At 75.4% G+C, this 16,732-nt stretch carries 13 protein-coding genes; 9 read left to right on the top strand and 4 right to left on the bottom strand.

All coding sequences use genetic code 11. The features are described from left to right. Positions 1-163 precede the first annotated feature (163 nt). The 3 genes from M0638_RS00685 to M0638_RS00675 all read left to right on the top strand — a co-directional run bounded on the left by M0638_RS00685 (position 164) and on the right by M0638_RS00675 (position 3,426). The gene (locus M0638_RS00685) at positions 164-1,771 is read left to right on the top strand and encodes an AMP-binding protein (RefSeq protein WP_248665025.1); all 1,608 of its coding nucleotides are present in this window, start codon (positions 164-166) and stop codon (positions 1,769-1,771) included. 72 nt (positions 1,772-1,843) lie between these two features. After that, entirely contained in the window at positions 1,844-2,272 is a 429-nt protein-coding gene (locus M0638_RS00680; RefSeq protein ID WP_248665024.1) for a Zn-ribbon domain-containing OB-fold protein, read from the top strand. Between the two features lie 2 nt (positions 2,273-2,274). Then, positions 2,275-3,426, top strand: a complete 1,152-nt coding sequence (locus M0638_RS00675; RefSeq protein ID WP_248665023.1) for a thiolase C-terminal domain-containing protein — start codon at positions 2,275-2,277, stop codon at positions 3,424-3,426. 107 nt (positions 3,427-3,533) lie between these two features. On the opposite strand, the gene ydfG is transcribed toward M0638_RS00675, so the two are convergent. Further along, the gene (gene ydfG, locus M0638_RS00670; RefSeq protein WP_248665022.1) at positions 3,534-4,280 is read right to left on the bottom strand and encodes a bifunctional NADP-dependent 3-hydroxy acid dehydrogenase/3-hydroxypropionate dehydrogenase YdfG; all 747 of its coding nucleotides are present in this window, start codon (positions 4,278-4,280) and stop codon (positions 3,534-3,536) included. Between the two features lie 804 nt (positions 4,281-5,084). On the opposite strand from ydfG, the gene M0638_RS00665 reads away from it, so the two are divergent. The 3 genes from M0638_RS00665 (at position 5,085) to M0638_RS00655 (ending at position 11,189) form a co-directional block, all read left to right on the top strand. Next, on the top strand, positions 5,085-6,116 hold the full coding sequence (locus tag M0638_RS00665) for an efflux RND transporter periplasmic adaptor subunit (RefSeq protein WP_248665021.1): 1,032 nt from the start codon (positions 5,085-5,087) through the stop codon (positions 6,114-6,116). Positions 6,117-6,197: 81 nt separating this feature from the next. Beyond that, positions 6,198-9,422 carry an efflux RND transporter permease subunit gene (locus tag M0638_RS00660; protein ID WP_248665020.1) on the top strand — a complete coding sequence of 1,075 codons (3,225 nt, stop codon included), beginning with the start codon at positions 6,198-6,200 and terminating at the stop codon, positions 9,420-9,422. 312 nt (positions 9,423-9,734) lie between these two features. Beyond that, positions 9,735-11,189 carry a TolC family protein gene (locus tag M0638_RS00655; RefSeq protein ID WP_248665019.1) on the top strand — a complete coding sequence of 485 codons (1,455 nt, stop codon included), beginning with the start codon at positions 9,735-9,737 and terminating at the stop codon, positions 11,187-11,189. Between the two features lie 120 nt (positions 11,190-11,309). On the opposite strand, the gene M0638_RS00650 is transcribed toward M0638_RS00655, so the two are convergent. The 3 genes from M0638_RS00650 to M0638_RS00640 form a co-directional block, all read right to left on the bottom strand. Beyond that, positions 11,310-11,987 carry a hypothetical protein gene (locus M0638_RS00650; protein ID WP_248665018.1) on the bottom strand — a complete coding sequence of 226 codons (678 nt, stop codon included), beginning with the start codon at positions 11,985-11,987 and terminating at the stop codon, positions 11,310-11,312. A 285-nt stretch (positions 11,988-12,272) separates the two neighbouring features. Continuing rightward, entirely contained in the window at positions 12,273-12,785 is a 513-nt protein-coding gene (locus tag M0638_RS00645; RefSeq protein WP_408902662.1) for a bactofilin family protein, read from the bottom strand. 502 nt (positions 12,786-13,287) lie between these two features. After that, positions 13,288-13,983: an EI24 domain-containing protein gene (locus tag M0638_RS00640; RefSeq protein WP_248665016.1), complete on the bottom strand. Its 696-nt coding sequence runs from the start codon at positions 13,981-13,983 to the stop codon at positions 13,288-13,290. Positions 13,984-14,269: 286 nt separating this feature from the next. Between M0638_RS00640 and M0638_RS00635 the strand changes: the two genes are divergently transcribed. The 3 genes from M0638_RS00635 to dut are packed head-to-tail and all read left to right on the top strand — an operon-like array spanning position 14,270 to position 16,580. Continuing rightward, complete coding sequence (locus M0638_RS00635; protein ID WP_248665015.1) at positions 14,270-15,322, top strand: adenosine kinase; 1,053 nt, start codon at positions 14,270-14,272, stop codon at positions 15,320-15,322. Between the two features lie 56 nt (positions 15,323-15,378). Then, positions 15,379-16,038, top strand: a complete 660-nt coding sequence (locus tag M0638_RS00630; protein ID WP_248665014.1) for a hypothetical protein — start codon at positions 15,379-15,381, stop codon at positions 16,036-16,038. Next, positions 16,035-16,580, top strand: coding sequence for a dUTP diphosphatase (gene dut / locus M0638_RS00625; protein ID WP_248665013.1), 546 nt, complete (start codon positions 16,035-16,037; stop codon positions 16,578-16,580). The genes M0638_RS00630 and dut overlap by 4 nt, the downstream gene beginning before the upstream one ends. Positions 16,581-16,732: the final 152 nt, after the last annotated feature.

Genomic DNA, 16,732 nt, shown 5'->3' with positions numbered 1-16,732 from the left:
GCTGCTCCTTGCCCACCAGCCTCCCCCCTCCGGCAGACCACGTCAATTCCGCTCTGCGGTACGGATTTTTTGCTCGGCGAGATTGACGCGCTCCGTCCCGCTGGCCCAATTTGCCGCCACGACAGCGGCGGCAAGCCGGGTGGGAGGAGAGGAAGGGCCGAGGATGGATCATCTGGCGCGCTGGGCCGCGGAGCAGCCTGACAAGGTCGCCGCCTGGTTCCCGGACGCGGAAGCCACGCCGGATGATGCCGCCCTGACCTACGCGGCGCTGGACGCGCGCGCCAACCGCGCGGCGCAGTGGCTGATCGGCCTCGGGCTGCAACCGGGCGACGGCATCTGCCTGCTGCTGGAGAACGGGCCGGCGATGCTGGAGCTGGCCTACGCGGCGCGCCGGGCCGGGCTGTACTACACGCCGCTCAGCACGCATCTGCGCGTGCCCGAGGTGGCCTACATGCTGGCCGACAGCGGTGCCCGGCTGCTGGTGACCAGCCCGGCGCTCGCGGCGCTCGCCGCCGCCGTGCAGGAAGGCGGCATCGCCGAGGGGCTGCCGCGCTTCGCGACCGGCGCCGGCCTGCCGGGCTACCAGTCCTACGAGGCGGCGCTGGCGGCATACCCGGCGCCCGCCGAACTGCCCGGGGACCGGCCGCTGGGGCGGGAATTCCTCTACTCCTCCGGCACCACCGGCCTGCCCAAGGGCATCCGCCGCGACCTGCTGCCGGGCGACCGGGCCGACAAGCCGGACTGGACGCCCAACTGGCTGCGCGCCTACGGCTTCGCGCGGGACAGCGTGTACCTCTCGCCCGCGCCGCTCTACCACGCCGCGCCGCACCGCTACGTGACGCGCACGCTGGACCTCGGCGGCAGCGTGGTGGTGATGCGGAAATTCGACGCCGAGGCGGCGCTGGCGCTGATCGAGCGCTTCGGCGTGACGCACAGCCAGTGGGTGCCGACCATGTTCGTGCGCCTGCTCGGCCTGCCGGAGGCGACGCGGCGGCGCCACGACCTGTCCACCCACCGCGTCGCCATCCACGCCGCCGCCCCCTGCCCGGTCGCGGTGAAGCAGGCGATGATCGACTGGTGGGGGCCGATCCTGGTCGAGTACTACGCCGGCTCGGAATCCGTCGGCGGCACGGTGATCGACAGCCACGAATGGCTGGCGCACCGGGGCTCGGTCGGGCGCGCCTTCGACAGCGAGGTGTTCATCCTCGACGCGGCGGGCGAGCAGGTGCCGCAGGGCGTGATCGGCAACGTCTGGTTCCGCAACGGCACGCGCTTCCGCTACCACAACGCGCCGGAGAAGACCGAGGCCGCCTTCGACGCCGAGGGGCGCGGCACCTACGGCGATCTCGGCCATCTCGACGCGGACGGCTACCTCTACCTCAGCGACCGGCGTGCCGACCTGATCCTCTCGGGCGGCGTCAACGTCTATCCGTGGGAGATCGAGCAGGCGCTCGCGCACCACCCGGCGGTGGCCGAGGTGGCGGTGGTCGGCGTGCCGCACCCGGAATTCGGCGAGGCGGTGCACGCGGTGGTGCGCGCCGCCGACGACGCCGAGCCCGGCCCGGCGCTGGCCACCGCGCTGATCGCCCATTGCCGCGAGCGGCTGGCCGGGCCGAAATGCCCGCGCTCGGTGGAGTTCGCGGACAGCCTGCCGCGCAGCGAGACCGGCAAGCTGCTGCGCCGGATCCTGAAGGAACGCTACCTCGCCACGCCTGCGCCCCAGGCCGCGCCCCACGCCGCGTCCCAGGCCACGCCCGCGACGGCGGGCTGAGGCGGCCGCGCCCCGCCGCACCCCCATCACCCACAGCGCAGATCGCCGATCTGCCCCACCACGGAGAGCCGAATGGCCTTGCTCCCCGGGCGCCCGCGCCCCGAACCCACGCCCGAGACGCAGCATTTCTGGGACGGCGCCCGCGACGGCAAGCTGCTGCTGCAACGCTGCGGCGACACCGGCCGCGCCTATTTCCCGCCGCGCCCGTTCAGCCCCTACACCGGCACCCGCAACGTCGAGGTGTTCGAGGCCTCCGGCCGCGCGACGCTGCACAGCTACGTCATCCACCACCGCAAGGTGCCCGGCTTCGAGCCGCCCTACGCCATCGCCGTGGTGGAGCTGGAGGAGGGGCCGCGCATGATGACCAACATCGTGGACTGCCCGCAGACGCCGGAGGCGCTGGTGCTCGACATGCCGCTCGAGGTCGTCTTCACGCCCATGGACGAGACCATCACCCTGCCGCTGTTCCGCCCGGCGCAGTCGGGCACGAAGGGGGCCTGAGCATGACCATCAAGCCAGGGTCGATCGCCATCGTCGGCGCGGCCGAGAGCACGCGCATCGGCACCGTGCCCGAGATGTCGCAGATCATGCTGCACGCGGACGCGGCGCTGAACGCCATGGCGGATGCCGGGCTGAAGCCCGGCGACATCGACGGCGTCGCCTGCACCGGCCCGATGATGACGCAGCAGATCGCCCACTACCTCGGCATCACGCCGAGCTGGGTGGACGGCACCAGCGTCGGCGGCTGCTCCTTCATGCTGCACGTCCGCCACGCGGCGGCGGCGATCCACGCGGGCTACTGCAAGACCGTGCTGATCACGCACGGCGAGAGCGGCAAGTCGCGCGTCAACGGCACGCCGCGCCCGGCCGAGCCGCAGAGCCTGAACGGGCAGTTCGAGATGCCCTACGGCCCGTTCGGCCCGCCGACGCTCTTCCCGATCCCCGTGCTGCGCTACATGAAGAAGTACGGGGTGACGCACGAGCAGCTCGCCCAGGTGGCGGTGGTGCAGCGCGAATGGGCGGGCAAGAACCCGCGCGCGGCGCAGCGCGAACCGATCACGGTCGAGGACGTGCTGAACTCGCGCATGATCGCCTACCCGTTCCGGCTGCTGCAATGCTGCCTGGTGACGGATGGCGGCGGCGCGCTGATCGTGACCAGCGCCGACCGCGCCAAGGACTTCCCGAGCAGGCCGGCCTACATCCTCGGCACCGGCGAGAGCGTCGAGACCAACATGATCTCGCAGATGGAGGACTTCACCTCCTCCCGCGCCTTCCGTGTCGCCGGCCCCACCGCCTTCCAGGCGGCGGGGATCAGGCACGCGGACGTGGACCATCTGATGATCTACGACGCCTTCGCGCACCTGCCGCTCTACGGGCTGGAGGATCTCGGCTTCGTCGGCCGCGGCGAGGCGAAGGACTTCATCTGGGAGCGCAACACGGCGCCGGGCGGCAAGCTGCCGATGAACACCAATGGCGGCGGCCTCTCCTACACCCATACCGGCATGTACGGCATGTTCGCCCTGCAGGAGAGCGTGCGGCAGGTGCGCGGCACAGCGCCGGCGCAGGTGCCCGACGTGGAGATCTCGGTCTGCCACGGCGTCGGCGGCATGTTCTCCGCCAGCGGCACGGTGATCCTGGGCCGCGACCGGCCCTGAGACGGGGCGCTGAGACGGGGCGGGGCCGGCCGCGGCCCCGCGGGCGACGGGAGGCGTGGCGGCTGCGGCCGCCCCGCCAGCCCCGGCGGCGTCACCCTTCGGCGGCGTCAGCCCTTGTTGACGCGCAGCGGCCCGAAGCTCTGGCCGACCGGCATGACCTGGAGCGTGTTGACGTTCACCCGCGCCGGCCGGCTCGCCACCCAGTGCACCGCGTCGGCGATGTCCTCCGGCGTCAGCGCCTCGGCGCCCTCGTACACCTTGCCGGCGCGCGCATCGTCGCCCTTGAAGCGCACGTTCGAGAATTCGGTGCCGCCGACCAGGCCCGGCTCGATGTCCGTCACCCGCACCTTCGTGCCGAACAGGTCGGCGCGCAGGTTCAGGCTGAACTGGCGCACGAAGGCCTTGGTGGCGCCGTACACGTTGCCGCCCGGATAGGGCCACTCGCCGGCCGTGGAGCCGATGTTGACCACGTGGCCCCGGTCGCGCGCCACCATGCCGGGCAGCACGGCGCGGGTGAGGTAGACCAGCCCCTTGCAGTTGGTGTCGATCATCGCGTCCCAGTCGTCGAGCGAGGCGCTCTGCGCCGGCTCCAGGCCGAGGGCGAGGCCCGCATTGTTCACCAGCAGGTCGATCTCCGCGAACCCCGCCGGCAGATCGGCGACGGCGCGCTCGACGGCGGCGCGGTCGCGCACGTCCAGCTCCAGCGGGTGGACCAGGTCGCCCAGCTCGGCGCGCAGCGACTCCAGCCGCTCCGCGCGGCGGCCGGCGGCGACGATGCGGGCGCCGTCGGCGGCGAAGCGGCGGGCGATGGCGAGGCCGAAGCCGGCGGTGGCGCCGGTGACGAGCACGATCATGCGGGTTCTCCTGCTGCTGAGGCGGGTCGCCGGAGGGCGGGCACGCCGGGAGACATGGCGCCGCCCCGGCGACGAGGCGACGCCATGGCGGTGCGCCGCGCGGCCGGAAGCGGCGCGCCGACATGGCGTCGCGGGTGGCATCGGCGCCGGCCCGCCGCGCGTCAAGCGCGCCAGCCGGCGCCCCGGGGCGGCATCCCGCCTACCCGGACGCTGGGATTCGCGCCACACCGACCCGCGGGGTTGCCCGCCTCGCGCAAATGCGATCCCCGGTGGCAGCGGCGATGGTGCAGCACGTCGCGGTGATCCACGGCGCCGCTCCGGCCGGCCTCGCCGCTTCGGCCCCGCCATCGGGGCCCGCCGGAAGCGGCCGGAGCCGGAGCAGGCGCCTTGTGCCACGGGGCCTTCCTGACCGCCGGAAAGGCGACGAAATGTTGCAGTGCGGCAGAGCCTCTTGACGAAGGCCGGTTATTACCGAAATTTAATTCCCTGATCGACCGACGACTTCCCGCTCCGCCGAAGAAGGAACTACCTGTGCCCCGAGGCCCCCGCACCGCCCTGAAGGCGAGCGCCCTGCTGCTCGCTGCCCTGTTGCCGGGCGCTCTCGGCGGGTCCGGCCCCGTGCACGCCCAGAACAGCCCCCAGCATGCTCCCCCGGGCGCTGCCCAGGGCACCTCCCAAGGCGCCTCCCAGGGCACCTCCCGGCATTCGCCGCCATCGCATCGCTCCCCTCCCCACACCCAGCCGGCCGCCCAGCCTGCCGGCCGGCCAGCCGCCCGGCCCGGCCCGACGCAGCCCGCCGACCAGGTGCTGATCCGTCTCGACGAGCGGCAGATCCGTGCCGCCGGCATCGACACGGTGAAGGTGGAGCCCGAGGCCGGCACCACCGAGGTCGTGCTGCCCGGCACGGTGCAGGTGCCGCCCTACCAGCTCCGCGTCGTCGCCGCCCCGGCGGCCGGGCTGATCGAGGCGCTGCTGGTGAACCCGGACGAGTCGGTGCAGGCCGGCCAGCCGCTGGCGCGGCTGCGCTCCACCGAGCTGGTGGAGCAGCAGCGCCTGTTCCTGGAGGCGGTCTCGCAGCAGACCCTGGCGCGCGAGCGGCTGCGGCGCGACGAGACGCTGTTCCGCGAGCGCATCATCGCCGAGCGCCGCCTGCTCACCACCCGCGCCGACGCCGCCTTCGCCGAGGCGCGGCTGGCCGAGCGCGAGCAGATGCTCTCCCTGTTCGGCATGGCCGAGGCCGACATCGCGGCGCTGCGCCGCACGCGGCGCATCTCGCCGAGCCTGACCGTCACCGCCCCGGCCGAGGGCGTGGTGCTGCAGCGCCAGGCCTCGGCGGGCGAGCGCGTGGCGCAGTCGGCGCCGCTGTTCACCGTGGCGCAGATGCAGCCGCTCTGGGTGCAGATCCAGGTGCCGCTGGCCCAGGCCAGCGCGGTGGAGGCGGCGGCGCAGGTCAGCATCCCCAACCACGGCGCCTCGGGCGTGGTGCTGCGCGTCGGCCGCAGCGTCGATGCCGCGACGCAGTCCACCTCCGCCACCGCCGAGATCAGCCAGGGCGCCGAGACGCTGCGGCCGGGCGAGGCGGTGCAGGTGGCGCTGCAACTGCCGCAGAACGGCACGCCGCAGTGGCGCGTGCCGGCGGGCGCCGTGGTGCGGCACCGCGGCCGCTCCTGGGTGTTCGTGCGCGTGCCCGAGGGCTTCGCCGCCCGCCCCGTGACGGTGGTGACCGAGACCGGCCAGACGACCTCCATGCGCGCGCCGCTGCGCGCCACCGACGAGGTCGCGGCGCGGGGCATCCTGACGCTGCTCGCCGAGCTGTCGGAGATGGACGGCGCCTGAGGGGCGCCCCGTGATCCCGCCCGAGAACGAACCCCCGGCGGCGGCCGACGCGCCCCCGCCGGCAGGCAGAAAGACGCCGCCATGCTGAACCGCCTGGTCGACCTCGCGCTGCGCCAGCGCCTGATGGTCTGCATCGCCGCCATCGCGCTCGCCGTCTGGGGCGCCAGCGCCTACCGCAGCCTGCCGATCGACGCCTTCCCGGACGTCTCGCCGACCCAGGTCATGGTCTCGATGCGCGCCAACGGGCTGACGCCGGAGGAGCTGGAGGCGCGCGTGACCGTGCCGGTGGAGCTGGCCATGAAGGGCATCCCCCGGCTGGAGATGATCCGCTCCACCACCCGCTACTCCACCGCGCTGATGATCTTCGAGTTCGCCGCCGGCACCGACGTGTACTGGGCGCGCCAGCAGGTGAAGGAGCGCCTGGACGACGTGGAGGAGCAGCTCCCGCAGGGCGTCGAGGGCGGGCTCGCGCCCATCGTCACGGCGCTCGGCGAGATGCTGATGTTCACCGTCGAGGGCGGCAACCTGACGCCGATGGAGCGGCGCTTCCTGATCGACTGGGTGATCCGCCCGCAGGTGCGCGGCCTGCCCGGCGTCGCCGACGTCAACGCCATGGGCGGCTATGTCCGCACCTACGAGGTGGTGCCCAACACGGCGGCGCTGGCCGCGCGCGGCCTGACCACGCGCCAGCTCATCGAGGCGCTGGAGGCGAACAACCGCAACGACGGCGCGGGGCGCGTGCAGGACGGCGAGGAGGCGCTGCTGGTGCGCGCCGACGGCCGGATCATGACGCTGCAGGACGTGCGCCAGATCGTGCTCGTCTCCCGCCCCGGCGGCGTGGTTCGGGTGGAGGACGTGGCGGATGTGCGCTTCGGCGCGCTGGCCCGCAACGGCGTGGTGGCGGAGAACGGCGCCGGCGAGGGCGTCTGGGGCACGGTGCTCGGCCTCGCCGGCGCCAATGCCCGCACCGTCGTGGACGGGGTGAAGGCGAAGTTCGAGGAGATCCGCGGCCAGCTTCCCGAGGGGGTCGAGATCGTCATCTTCTACGACCGCGCCGACCTGATCGGCCAGGCGGTCTGGACCGTGCAGAAGGTGCTGATCGAGGCGGTGGTGCTGGTCGTGGTGCTGCTGCTGCTCTTCCTCGGCGGGCTGCGCGCGGCGGTGGTGGTGACGCTGCTGCTGCCGCTCGCCGTGCTGGTCACCTTCGGGGTGATGAAGCTCTGGGGGCTCTCGGCCAACATCATGTCGCTCGGTGGCCTCGCCATCGCCATCGGCCTGCTGGTGGACTGCGCCGTGGTGGTGGTGGAGAACGCCCAGCACCGCTTCGCGACGGAGAAGACCCCGCCCGACTTCCGCCACCGCCTGTGGCTGGTGGCGGAATCGACGCGCGAGGTGATGACGCCGCTGGTGGCCGGCGTGGTCATCATCGTCACCGTGTTCACGCCGCTGCTCTCGCTCCAGGGGCTGGAGGGGAAGATGTTCGCGCCCGTGGCGCTGACCATCTCCTTCGCGCTGCTCTCGGCGCTGATCCTCTCGCTCACCGTGGTGCCGGTGCTCTCGGCCTTCGTGCTGCGCGGCGGCGGCAAGCTCGACGCGCACGGCCATCCGCGCGAGCCCTGGCTGGTGCGGATGCTGCACAAGGGCTACGACCCGTTCCTCGCCTTCGTCATGCGCCGGCCGGCCTGGGTGTTCGGCGCGGTCGCCATCGGCGTGGTCTGCGCCTTCCTCGCCTACCGCCAGATCGGCTCCACCTTCGTCCCCGCCATGGACGAGGGCACGCCGGTGCTGACCGTGCGCAAGCACCCCTCGATCAGCGTCGAGGAGACGGCGGAGATGGACATCCGCATCCAGCGCGCGCTGATGGAGCGGGTGCCGGAGATCGCCGGCATCCGCTCGCGCTCCGGCGCCGACGAGCTGGGCATCGACCCGGTCGGCCTGAACGACACCGACATGTTCATCCAGCTCCGCCCGCGCAAGGAATGGCGCAACAAGAGCACGGACTGGGTGATCGACCGGGTGCGCGAGGTGATGGAGAGTTTCCCCGGCATCTCCTACCAGCTCTCCCAGCCCATCGACATGCGCGTGCAGGAGATGGTGATCGGCGCGCGCGGCGACGTGGTGGTGAAGGTGTTCGGCGCGAACCTCACCGAGCTGAACCGCATCGCCGTGGAGGCGGCCGAGGTGATGCGCGGCATACGCGGCGCGACCGACGTGTACGCGCTGCGCAACGAGGGCATGAAGTACCTGACCATCAAGGTGGACCGGCTGGCCGCCGGCCGCTTCGGCCTCTCGGTGGAGGACGTGCAGCGGGCGCTGCGCGTCTGGGTGGACGGCACCCCGGCCGGCATCGTGCTGGAGGGCGAGGCGCGCATCCCGCTGATGGTGCGCGGCGAGGCGATCCTGCGCCGCTCGGCGGCCGACCTCGCGCGCGTGCAGCTCACCCTGCCGGGCGGCGGCACGGTGCAGCTCGGCCAGGTGGCGCAGATCCGCGAGGAGGAGGGGCCGGTGCAGGTGGTGCGCGAGCAGGCGCAGCGCTACGCGACCGTGCTCTCCAACGTGCGCGGCCGCGACCTCGTCGGCTTCGTGGACGAGGCGCGCGCGGCGGTGGAACAGCAGGTGCGGCTGCCCGCCGGCTACCACCTGGAATGGGGCGGGCAGTTCGAGAACCAGCAGCGCGCCTCGGCCCGTCTCGCCGTCGTGGTGCCGATCGCGCTCGGGGCGATCTTCCTGCTGCTCTACCTGACCTTCGGCTCGGTCCGGCAGGCGGTGCTGGTGTTCTGCAACGTGCCCTTCGCGGCGATCGGCGGCATCATCGGGCTGTGGCTGTCGGGCGAGTTCCTCTCCGTGCCGGCCTCGATCGGCTTCATCGCGCTGATCGGCATCGCGGTGCTGAACGGCGTGGTGCTGATCTCCTACATCAACCGCCTGCTGCGCGAGGAGGTCGGCACGGTGCGCGACGCGGTGATGGAGGGCGCCAAGCGCCGCATGACGCCGGTGACGCTGACCGCCACCATCGCCGCCTTCGGCCTCGTGCCCTTCCTGTTCGCCGACGGGCCGGGCTCGGAGATCCAGCGGCCGCTCGCCGTGGTGGTGATCGGCGGCCTCGTCACCGCCACCTCGCTGACGCTGATCCTGCTGCCGATCCTGTACGACCGCTTCGGCGTCTCGCGCACCGTGCGGGAGTCGCTGGAGCGGGGCCACGGCATGCCGGCCGAGGCGACGGACGAGCCGCCGGCGCCGCCCGCCGCGGCTCCGAAGCCGGCCCGCGCGGTGCCGGAACCCGCCCTGCCGCCCGCCGGCCGGTAGGCCGGCCCGTTGCGGGCCGCCCGCCCCGCGGCCGTGGCGACCGCCGCGCCGGGCCGTGCCGGGGAGCACCGCCCCGCCTCCCGCCTCGCCCCGCCGCCCGGCGGCGGCTCCCCCATCCCACGACGTTCATCCTGCCAGGGACCGTTTCCAGAGATGCAAGGTGCCACACGGCCTCCACGTTCGGTCCTGCCGGCCACGCCAGGCGGTTCGACGCGACCGGCGCACCCACCGGTCGCCCCACCGGCCGCCCCGCCGGCAATGCCTTCCACGCCGGCGGGGCGCGGCGCGCGGGGCGCGGCGCCGACACCCCGGGTGGCCCCGGGTGGCGGTCAGGCCGTCGCCCTGCTCGCCCTGATGCTGCTCGGCGCGCCGGCGGCGCTGGCGCAGCCGCTCGGCGGCCCCGCCGCGCCGCTGACCACCCCGCCGGGCGGCGCCGGCGCGATGCCGCGCCCGGCGACGCCCCAGCCGCCGATCCCGAACGTGCGGCTGCCCGCCCTGGGCGAATCCGGCCCGGGCACCGGCGTGCCGACGCCGCCGCGCCGCCGCGGCCCCCGCCAGGCGGAGCCGCGCAACACGCCCCGGGCCCAGACGCGCGACCAGACGCCCGCCCTCTCGCCGGCCGAGCGGCAGCGCCGGCTGCTGGCCGACCTGGAGCAGGCGCTCGCGATCGATTCCGAGTACCGGACCCTGTTCGCCAACCGCGGCGCCGAGCAGGCGCGCAGCGCCATCACCGCCTCGCCGATCATCTACGGCTCGCCGGCGCTCGGGGCGCTGGGGCGCGGCGACACGCGCGGCACCGGGCGGGCGCGCGAATTCCAGCTCGAATTCGCGATGCCGGTCTGGCTGCCCGGCCAGCGCAGCGCGCTCGGCGCCGAGATCGCGGCGCGGGTGAGCGAGGCGGACGGGCGCATCCTGCGCCGCCAGCTCGAGGTGGCCGGGCTGCTGCGCGACGCGCTGTGGACCGCGGCGCTGGCGATGCGCGACGCGCAGGTGGCGCGCGAGCGCCTCGCCACGGCGCGCGACATCGCCCGCGACATCGGCCGGCAGGCGCAGCTCGGCGACATCTCGGAGCTGGAGGCGCTGCTGCCGCGCAACGAGGTGCTGGCGGCCGAGCTGGAGCTGGTCCGCGCCGAGGCGGCCGCCGACACCGCCGCCACCGCCTACCGCACCCTGACCGGCGGTGCCGACCCCGCGCCGGGACCGGAGCCGCTGGCGGCCGGGGCGACGATCGAGCGGCACCCGGCGATCCGCGCCGCCGAGGCCAGCGTGGCCGCCGCCGAGGCGCAGTCGCGCTACGTCGCGGCGACGCCGCGCGACAACCCCGAGATCGGCCTCTACGGCCAGCAGCAGAACGGCTACGTCACCGAGAACGGCTCCTCGATCGGCTTCCGGCTGCGCCTGCCGCTGGCCACCGAGGCGCGCAACGCGCCGCGCCGCGCCGCCGCCGAGGCCGCGGTGACCGGCGCCCAGGCCCAGCTCATCCAGCGCCGGCGGCAGGTCGAGGGCGAGATCGCGATCGCCCGCCGCGCGCTGCGCGCCGCCGAGGAGGGCGACCGCGTGGCCCGCGCCCGGCTGGAGATCGCCAACCGGCAGACCGCCGGCGCGCTGACCGCCTTCCGCGCGGGCGAGACGGGCCTGTTCGACCTCTATCGCGTGCGCCAGCTCCAGGTGGACGCGGCCTATGCGCAGGGGCGTGCCGAGGTGGAGCTGGGCCGGGCGCGGGCGCGGCTGAACCAGGCGCAGGGCGTGCTGCCGGGCGGGATGTGAGCGGGGCCGGAAGGTGTCGGCGGCCGGTCCCTCGTCCGCCCCCGCCCGCCGCGACGGGCGGGGCCGCATCCGGCCGCATGTTCCGCGTCGCCTGGCGAGGACGCCCGGCCTGGGAGCGCCCTATCCTCCCGCGCCGCCGCGCCGCGCCGTCGTCGCCAGCTCACGCAGGCAGGCCGCCTCGCTGCGCCGCTCCGTGCCGGTGGCGCGGGCCGCCGCGAAGCCCACCTGCGGCGCGTCCCGGCCGGGCTCCTCGTACAGGATCACGTCCAGCGCGCAGACGGCGCCGAGATAGAGCCAGATCTCGGCCGGCCCGTCGCGGCGGCGCAGCGAGGGCTCGCCCAGCCAGTGCCGCAGCGCCGTGGAAGGCAGGCCGAGCAGTTGGGCGGCATGGGCCGGCAGGCCCGGCGGCGCCTCGTGGGAACGGGGCAGCATGCCCACCGCCTGCCCGTGGCCGGCAACGGCCGGCGGGCCGTGGCCGGGAACGGCCGGCAGGACGGACCGGCCGGCCGCCGGCACGCCCGGCGTGGCGGCGAGGCTCATCTCCCAGGGAGCATCCATCGGCGCATCCGCCGGCGCCTGCCTGGATGCGGCACCCGCCGACACGGGCTGGGCCGGTGACGGAACCGGGCCGTCGCCCCGGCGCGCCGCGGCGGGATCGGTCGGCGTGGCCGCCACCGCGGCGCGGGCCGAATCGAGCGCCGCCTGCAAGGCCTCGGCCATTTCCGGGCCGGGCACGCCGCTGCCACCGCAGCCGAGGAGCAGCAGGATCACGGGAACGAGGCGCAGGCCCTTCGCCATCACGCATCCGCCTTGTCGCGGCGATCGACGCCACGGGGACCGGCCGCGGCCGCGCGGCGCGGGTAGTGCCTCGGTAGCGGGGCCGGGTGGCCGCCGGCGCGGCCGGTCCCGGCGTCAGGGCGGCGTCCGGCCCCGCGGCCGGCGCGCCGCCCGGGTCCACGCCGCGGCCGTCTCCGCGAGGGAATGCCCCGGTGCCGCCAGCCCCGATCGGCCGGACCGGCGGCGCGGCGGCGTCCCCCCGGATATCCTCCCCGGGTGCCCCCCTTGGGAGCCTCCCTGGGCGCCTCAGGCGTCGGGCGCGTCGGCCGGGCGCGGGCGGACCGGCATGGCGGTGGGCATCGCCGGGGTGGCATTGGCCTGGTCGGTCAGCATCTCCATGCGGCCGGAGACCTGCCCCCCCTCCTCGACCTGCAGGCGCTTGCAGCGGGCGACGCCGGAGATGCGCCCGGTCGAGCGGATCACCAGGCTGGTGCGGGCGGTCAGGGTGCCGTCGAAGAAGCCGGCGATCTCCGCCTCCTCCACCTCGACCTCGCCCTTGAAGACGCCGGAATGCGAGATGGAGAGCTCGGCCGCGTGGATCATCTGCGACTCGACGGTGCCCTCGACCACCAGTCGCTCGGCATCGGCCACCGTGCCCTGCAGGCTGATGCCCTTGCCGACCACGAGGGTGCGGCGCTCGGCCGGCTCGGGGCGCGGCGCCGGACGGGCGCCGACGGGCGCACCGGCCGGGCGCGGCACGGCGGCGGGCGGCACGGCGCCACCCGCGGGACCGACGCTCGGCTTCGGGGCGAGGGACATCGGCGTCTCCTTGGGTGCGGGTCGGAACGGCGGAACGGCAAGCTCGGGGTCGCGCCCGGTCGGCAGGGCGTTGAGCGGACCCGGTGGCGGTAGGGCGGAAAGGGCATCGTCGGTCGCTGGCGCGACCGAGCCCTCCTCCGGTTTGCGGCGGAAGATGGCCATGCGTCGTTCCCCCTCGAATAGGACGGAGTTGCGATGAGCGCCGGGCCGCGCTGGTCCCCCCCGGGGCGCGGCCGGCGAGCGGTCCGGCAGGGCCCGAGGGTCCGGCCGGGGCATCCCGCCTGCCGGCCCGGCTAACACGCGGCATCCGTCCGGCACAACCGCTCCGGCATGGAAAAGGGGCGGCCAGCCGCCGATTTCGCCGGCAGGCCGGCGGACGCCGCCGAGGCGCAGGCCGGCGGATGCCGCCGGGGCGCGGGCCGGCGGCCGGACCGGCGCCGCCGGGGCGGGAGGAGCGCGGGGCGGCGGCTTCGCCCGGGCGGAGGAGCGGATGCCGGCCGGCTCAGCCGGCCCGCGATGCCGATGCCGGGGTGCCGCCGGAGCGGTGCAGGACATGGGTCATCGCCGCCGTGCCGAGCACGGGCACCAGCAGGTTCAGCCCCGGCACCGTGGCCGCCAGCGCCGCCAGCCCCCCCACCACGAAGACCGGGAAGGCGCGGCGCCAGCGCAGCCGCCGCGACTCGGGCACGCTCATGCGCCGCTGCGCCACGCCGTCGAACAGGCCGGCACCCAGCGCGTAGCCGGCCAGCGCGTAGGCCAGCACGGTGCCGACCCCCGGCAGGAAGAAGGCGAGCGGCAGCAGCACCACGTTCAGCAGCAGCACCCGCAGCGCGAAGCCGACGGCGTAGCGGATCTGCGCCGCGTTGCTGGCGCCGCGCGCGGGCGGCAGGGCCGGGTAGTAGCGGCGCTCCACCGCCTCGGCCACCTCGTTGAGGAACAGGCCGGAGATGGCCAGCGTCATCGGGATGAACAGCCAGCCGGCCAGCAGCACCGAGGCGAGGCCGCCCAGCGCCTGCAGCGTGCCGCCGATCCAGCCCGACCAGTGGTCGGTCAGCGCGCCGACGCCCCAGACCGTGCCGACCAGCAGCCCCGCGAACAGCACCAGCGCGGCGCCCGCCCCCTTCAGCAGCGGCCCGTAGAAGGCCGGGTCGCCGAGCTGTCGGAGGGGCAGCACCAGGGCGGCGAGGATGGCGGGCATGGGCAGCGAATTCCGGTCCGGGCATGGCGCCGCCCGGCGGGCCGGGCGCGACGACGAGAAAGACCCGTCCCACCGGGGTGGTTCCATGGCAAGCCGCCCCCGCGGGTCGTCGCCGGGAGGTCTCGTCCCTGGAGGATCTCGTCCGCAGGGCCGGATCGTCCCCGGACGGGAGCCCGGACGGGAACCCGGACGCGCGGCGGCCGCCGGCGCAGTTGCCGCGGCACGCCATCGGGCGGTATCCCCGCCCGGACCGTGCGGCGCACCGCCGCCTCCGAGGGGTTTCCCGATGACCGCGACCAGCGACCAGCCGTCCCAGCCCGGCACCGTCCTCGACATCCTGGGCATCGGCAACGCCATCGTCGACGTGCTGGCGCGCGCCGAGGACGGCTTCCTGGACGGGCGCGGCCTCGACAAGGGCAGCATGCGCCTGATCGACACCGACGAGGCCGAGGCGCTCTACGCCGCGATGGGGCCGGGCATCGAGAGCTCCGGCGGCTCGGCGGCCAACACCTGCGCCGTGGCGGCCTCGCTGGGCGCGCGGGTGGGCTTCCTCGGCAAGGTGGCCGACGACCTGCTCGGCGCCGCCTTCCGCCACGACATCGAGGCCGCCGGCGTGCGCTTCCCGACCGCGCCGCTCGCCCTGGGGCAAGGGGGCGGCGCCCCCACGGCACGCTGCCTGATCCTGGTGACGCCGGACGGGCAGCGCACCATGAACACCTATCTCGGCGCCTGCGTCAGCTTCGGCTTGGCGGACCTGGACGCGGCGGCGATCCGGGGGGCGGGCATCGTCTACCTCGAGGGCTACCTGTTCGACCCGCCGGCGGCGCAGGCGGCGTTCCGGGAGGCGGCGCGCATCGCCCACGCGGCCGGCCGCAAGGTGGCGATCAGCCTGTCCGACCCCTTCTGCGTCGGCCGCCACCGCGCGGCGTTCCGCGCCTTCGTGCGCGACGAGGCCGACATCCTGTTCGCCAACGAGGCCGAGGTCTGCGCGCTCTACGAGGCGGAAAGCTTCGACGAGGCCGCCGCGGCCGCCCGCACCGAGGTCGGGCTGGCGGCGCTGACCCGCTCCGAGCGGGGCAGCGTGATCCTCGCCGGCGCCGAGGCGCACGCCGTGAACGCCGAGCCGGCACGGGTGGTGGACACGACCGGCGCCGGCGACGCCTACGCGGCGGGCTTCCTGGCGGCGCTCTCGCGCGGCCTGCCGCTGCCCGAGTGCGGCCGCTGGGGTTCCGTCGCGGCGGCCGAGGTGATCGGCCATTTCGGCGCCCGGCCGCAGGCCGACCTGCGGACGCTGATCGGCGTCTCGTCGCGCCACGACGTCGCCACCGTGCTGGGCTGAGCCGCCGGGCCGCCGCCGGCGGCGCCCGACCGCGTGGCACGAGGAGAGCCGATCGGATGCATTCCCCCTTCCCCCGCCGGCCCGCCCTCGGCGCGGCCGGCCTCGGCCTGGCGCTGCTCGCGGCCGTGCCGGCCATGGCCCGGACCGCCATGGCCCAGACCACCATGGCCCAGGCGACCTTGGCCCAGGCGACCATGACCCAGACGCCAGGCGCGGCCCCGCCGCCCCATGCCGGGCCGGGCACCGCGCCCCTTCCCCCGGGCGGCGGGGCGCTGGGGGAGATGCGCGACGAGCGCGGCTCCGCCACCCCGGCGCCGGTCGGCGCGCAGCGGCGGGATGCGCTGGCGGCCGACGAATTCGCGCCCGAGGGCGCCTACGGGCTGCTGCGGGCGGCGCTGGCGGCGCTGGGCGCCGGCCGCAACGGCGAGGCCAACGAGCTGATCGAGCGCGCCGAGACGCGGCTGCTGACCCGCTCCACCCTGCCCTGGCAGGCCGACCAGCCCGTGGATGGCGGTCCGGTGCGCTGGCTCGCCGGGGCCCGTGCCGCGCTGCTGAGCGGCGACCTCGCCACGGCCCGGCGCGAGGTGGACCGGACGGTGTCGCTGCTCGCCCAGTATCGCCCGCCCGCCGGCGTGCCCGCCGCCCCCGCCGCTGGCGCCCCCATCGGCGCCCCCATCGGCGCACCCGCCGTCGCGCCACCCGGGATGCCCCGGTGAGCGACGACGCGCCGCGCGGTGCCCCGCCGGCTTCACCGGCGGCGGACATGGCGCCGCCGGTGGAGATCCGCATCCTCGACCCGCGCCTGCACGAATGGGGCCTGCCGCGCTACGCCAGCGCGATGGCGGCGGCGATCGACCTGCACGCCTGCCTGGAGGCGCCCGCGCTGGTCGAGGCCGGCGCGCCGCCGCTGCTGATCCCGGCCGGCATCGCCCTGCACATGGCCGACCCGCACCTCGCCGCGCTGGTGCTGCCCCGCTCCGGGCGCGGGCACCGCGAGGGGCTGCTGATGGGCAACGGCACCGGGCTGATCGACCCCGACTACACCGGCCCGATCCTGGTCAGCGCCTGGAACCGCAACCCGCCGGGCAGCCCGCCCATCGCCATCGCGCCCGGCGAGCGCTTCGCGCAGATGCTGTTCGTGCCGGTGCTCCGGCCACGCTTCTCGGTGGTCGAGGCGTTCTCGCGCCCCTCCGCGCGCGGCGCCGGCGGCTTCGGCAGCACCGGCACGGGTGCGACGACGGGATCGGAGCCGGCCTGAGCGGCCTTGCGGGCACGGCCGGGCCTCGGCTCATGGCGCAGCGCGGTCCGGCCGGGTCCGCGCCCCGCCGTAGCCCGTTGTTTTCAGGGTGGATTCGCGCCACCGGGCATGCCGCCCGCCACCGATCCGCTCTATCCTGCGCGCGGCCGGAA

Source organism: Roseomonas acroporae, from assembly GCF_023223525.1.
Lineage (GTDB): Bacteria > Pseudomonadota > Alphaproteobacteria > Acetobacterales > Acetobacteraceae > Roseomonas_E > Roseomonas_E acroporae.
The sequence above is the reverse complement of the archived record's forward strand: the minus strand, read 5'-3'. Positions and strand labels throughout refer to the sequence as shown.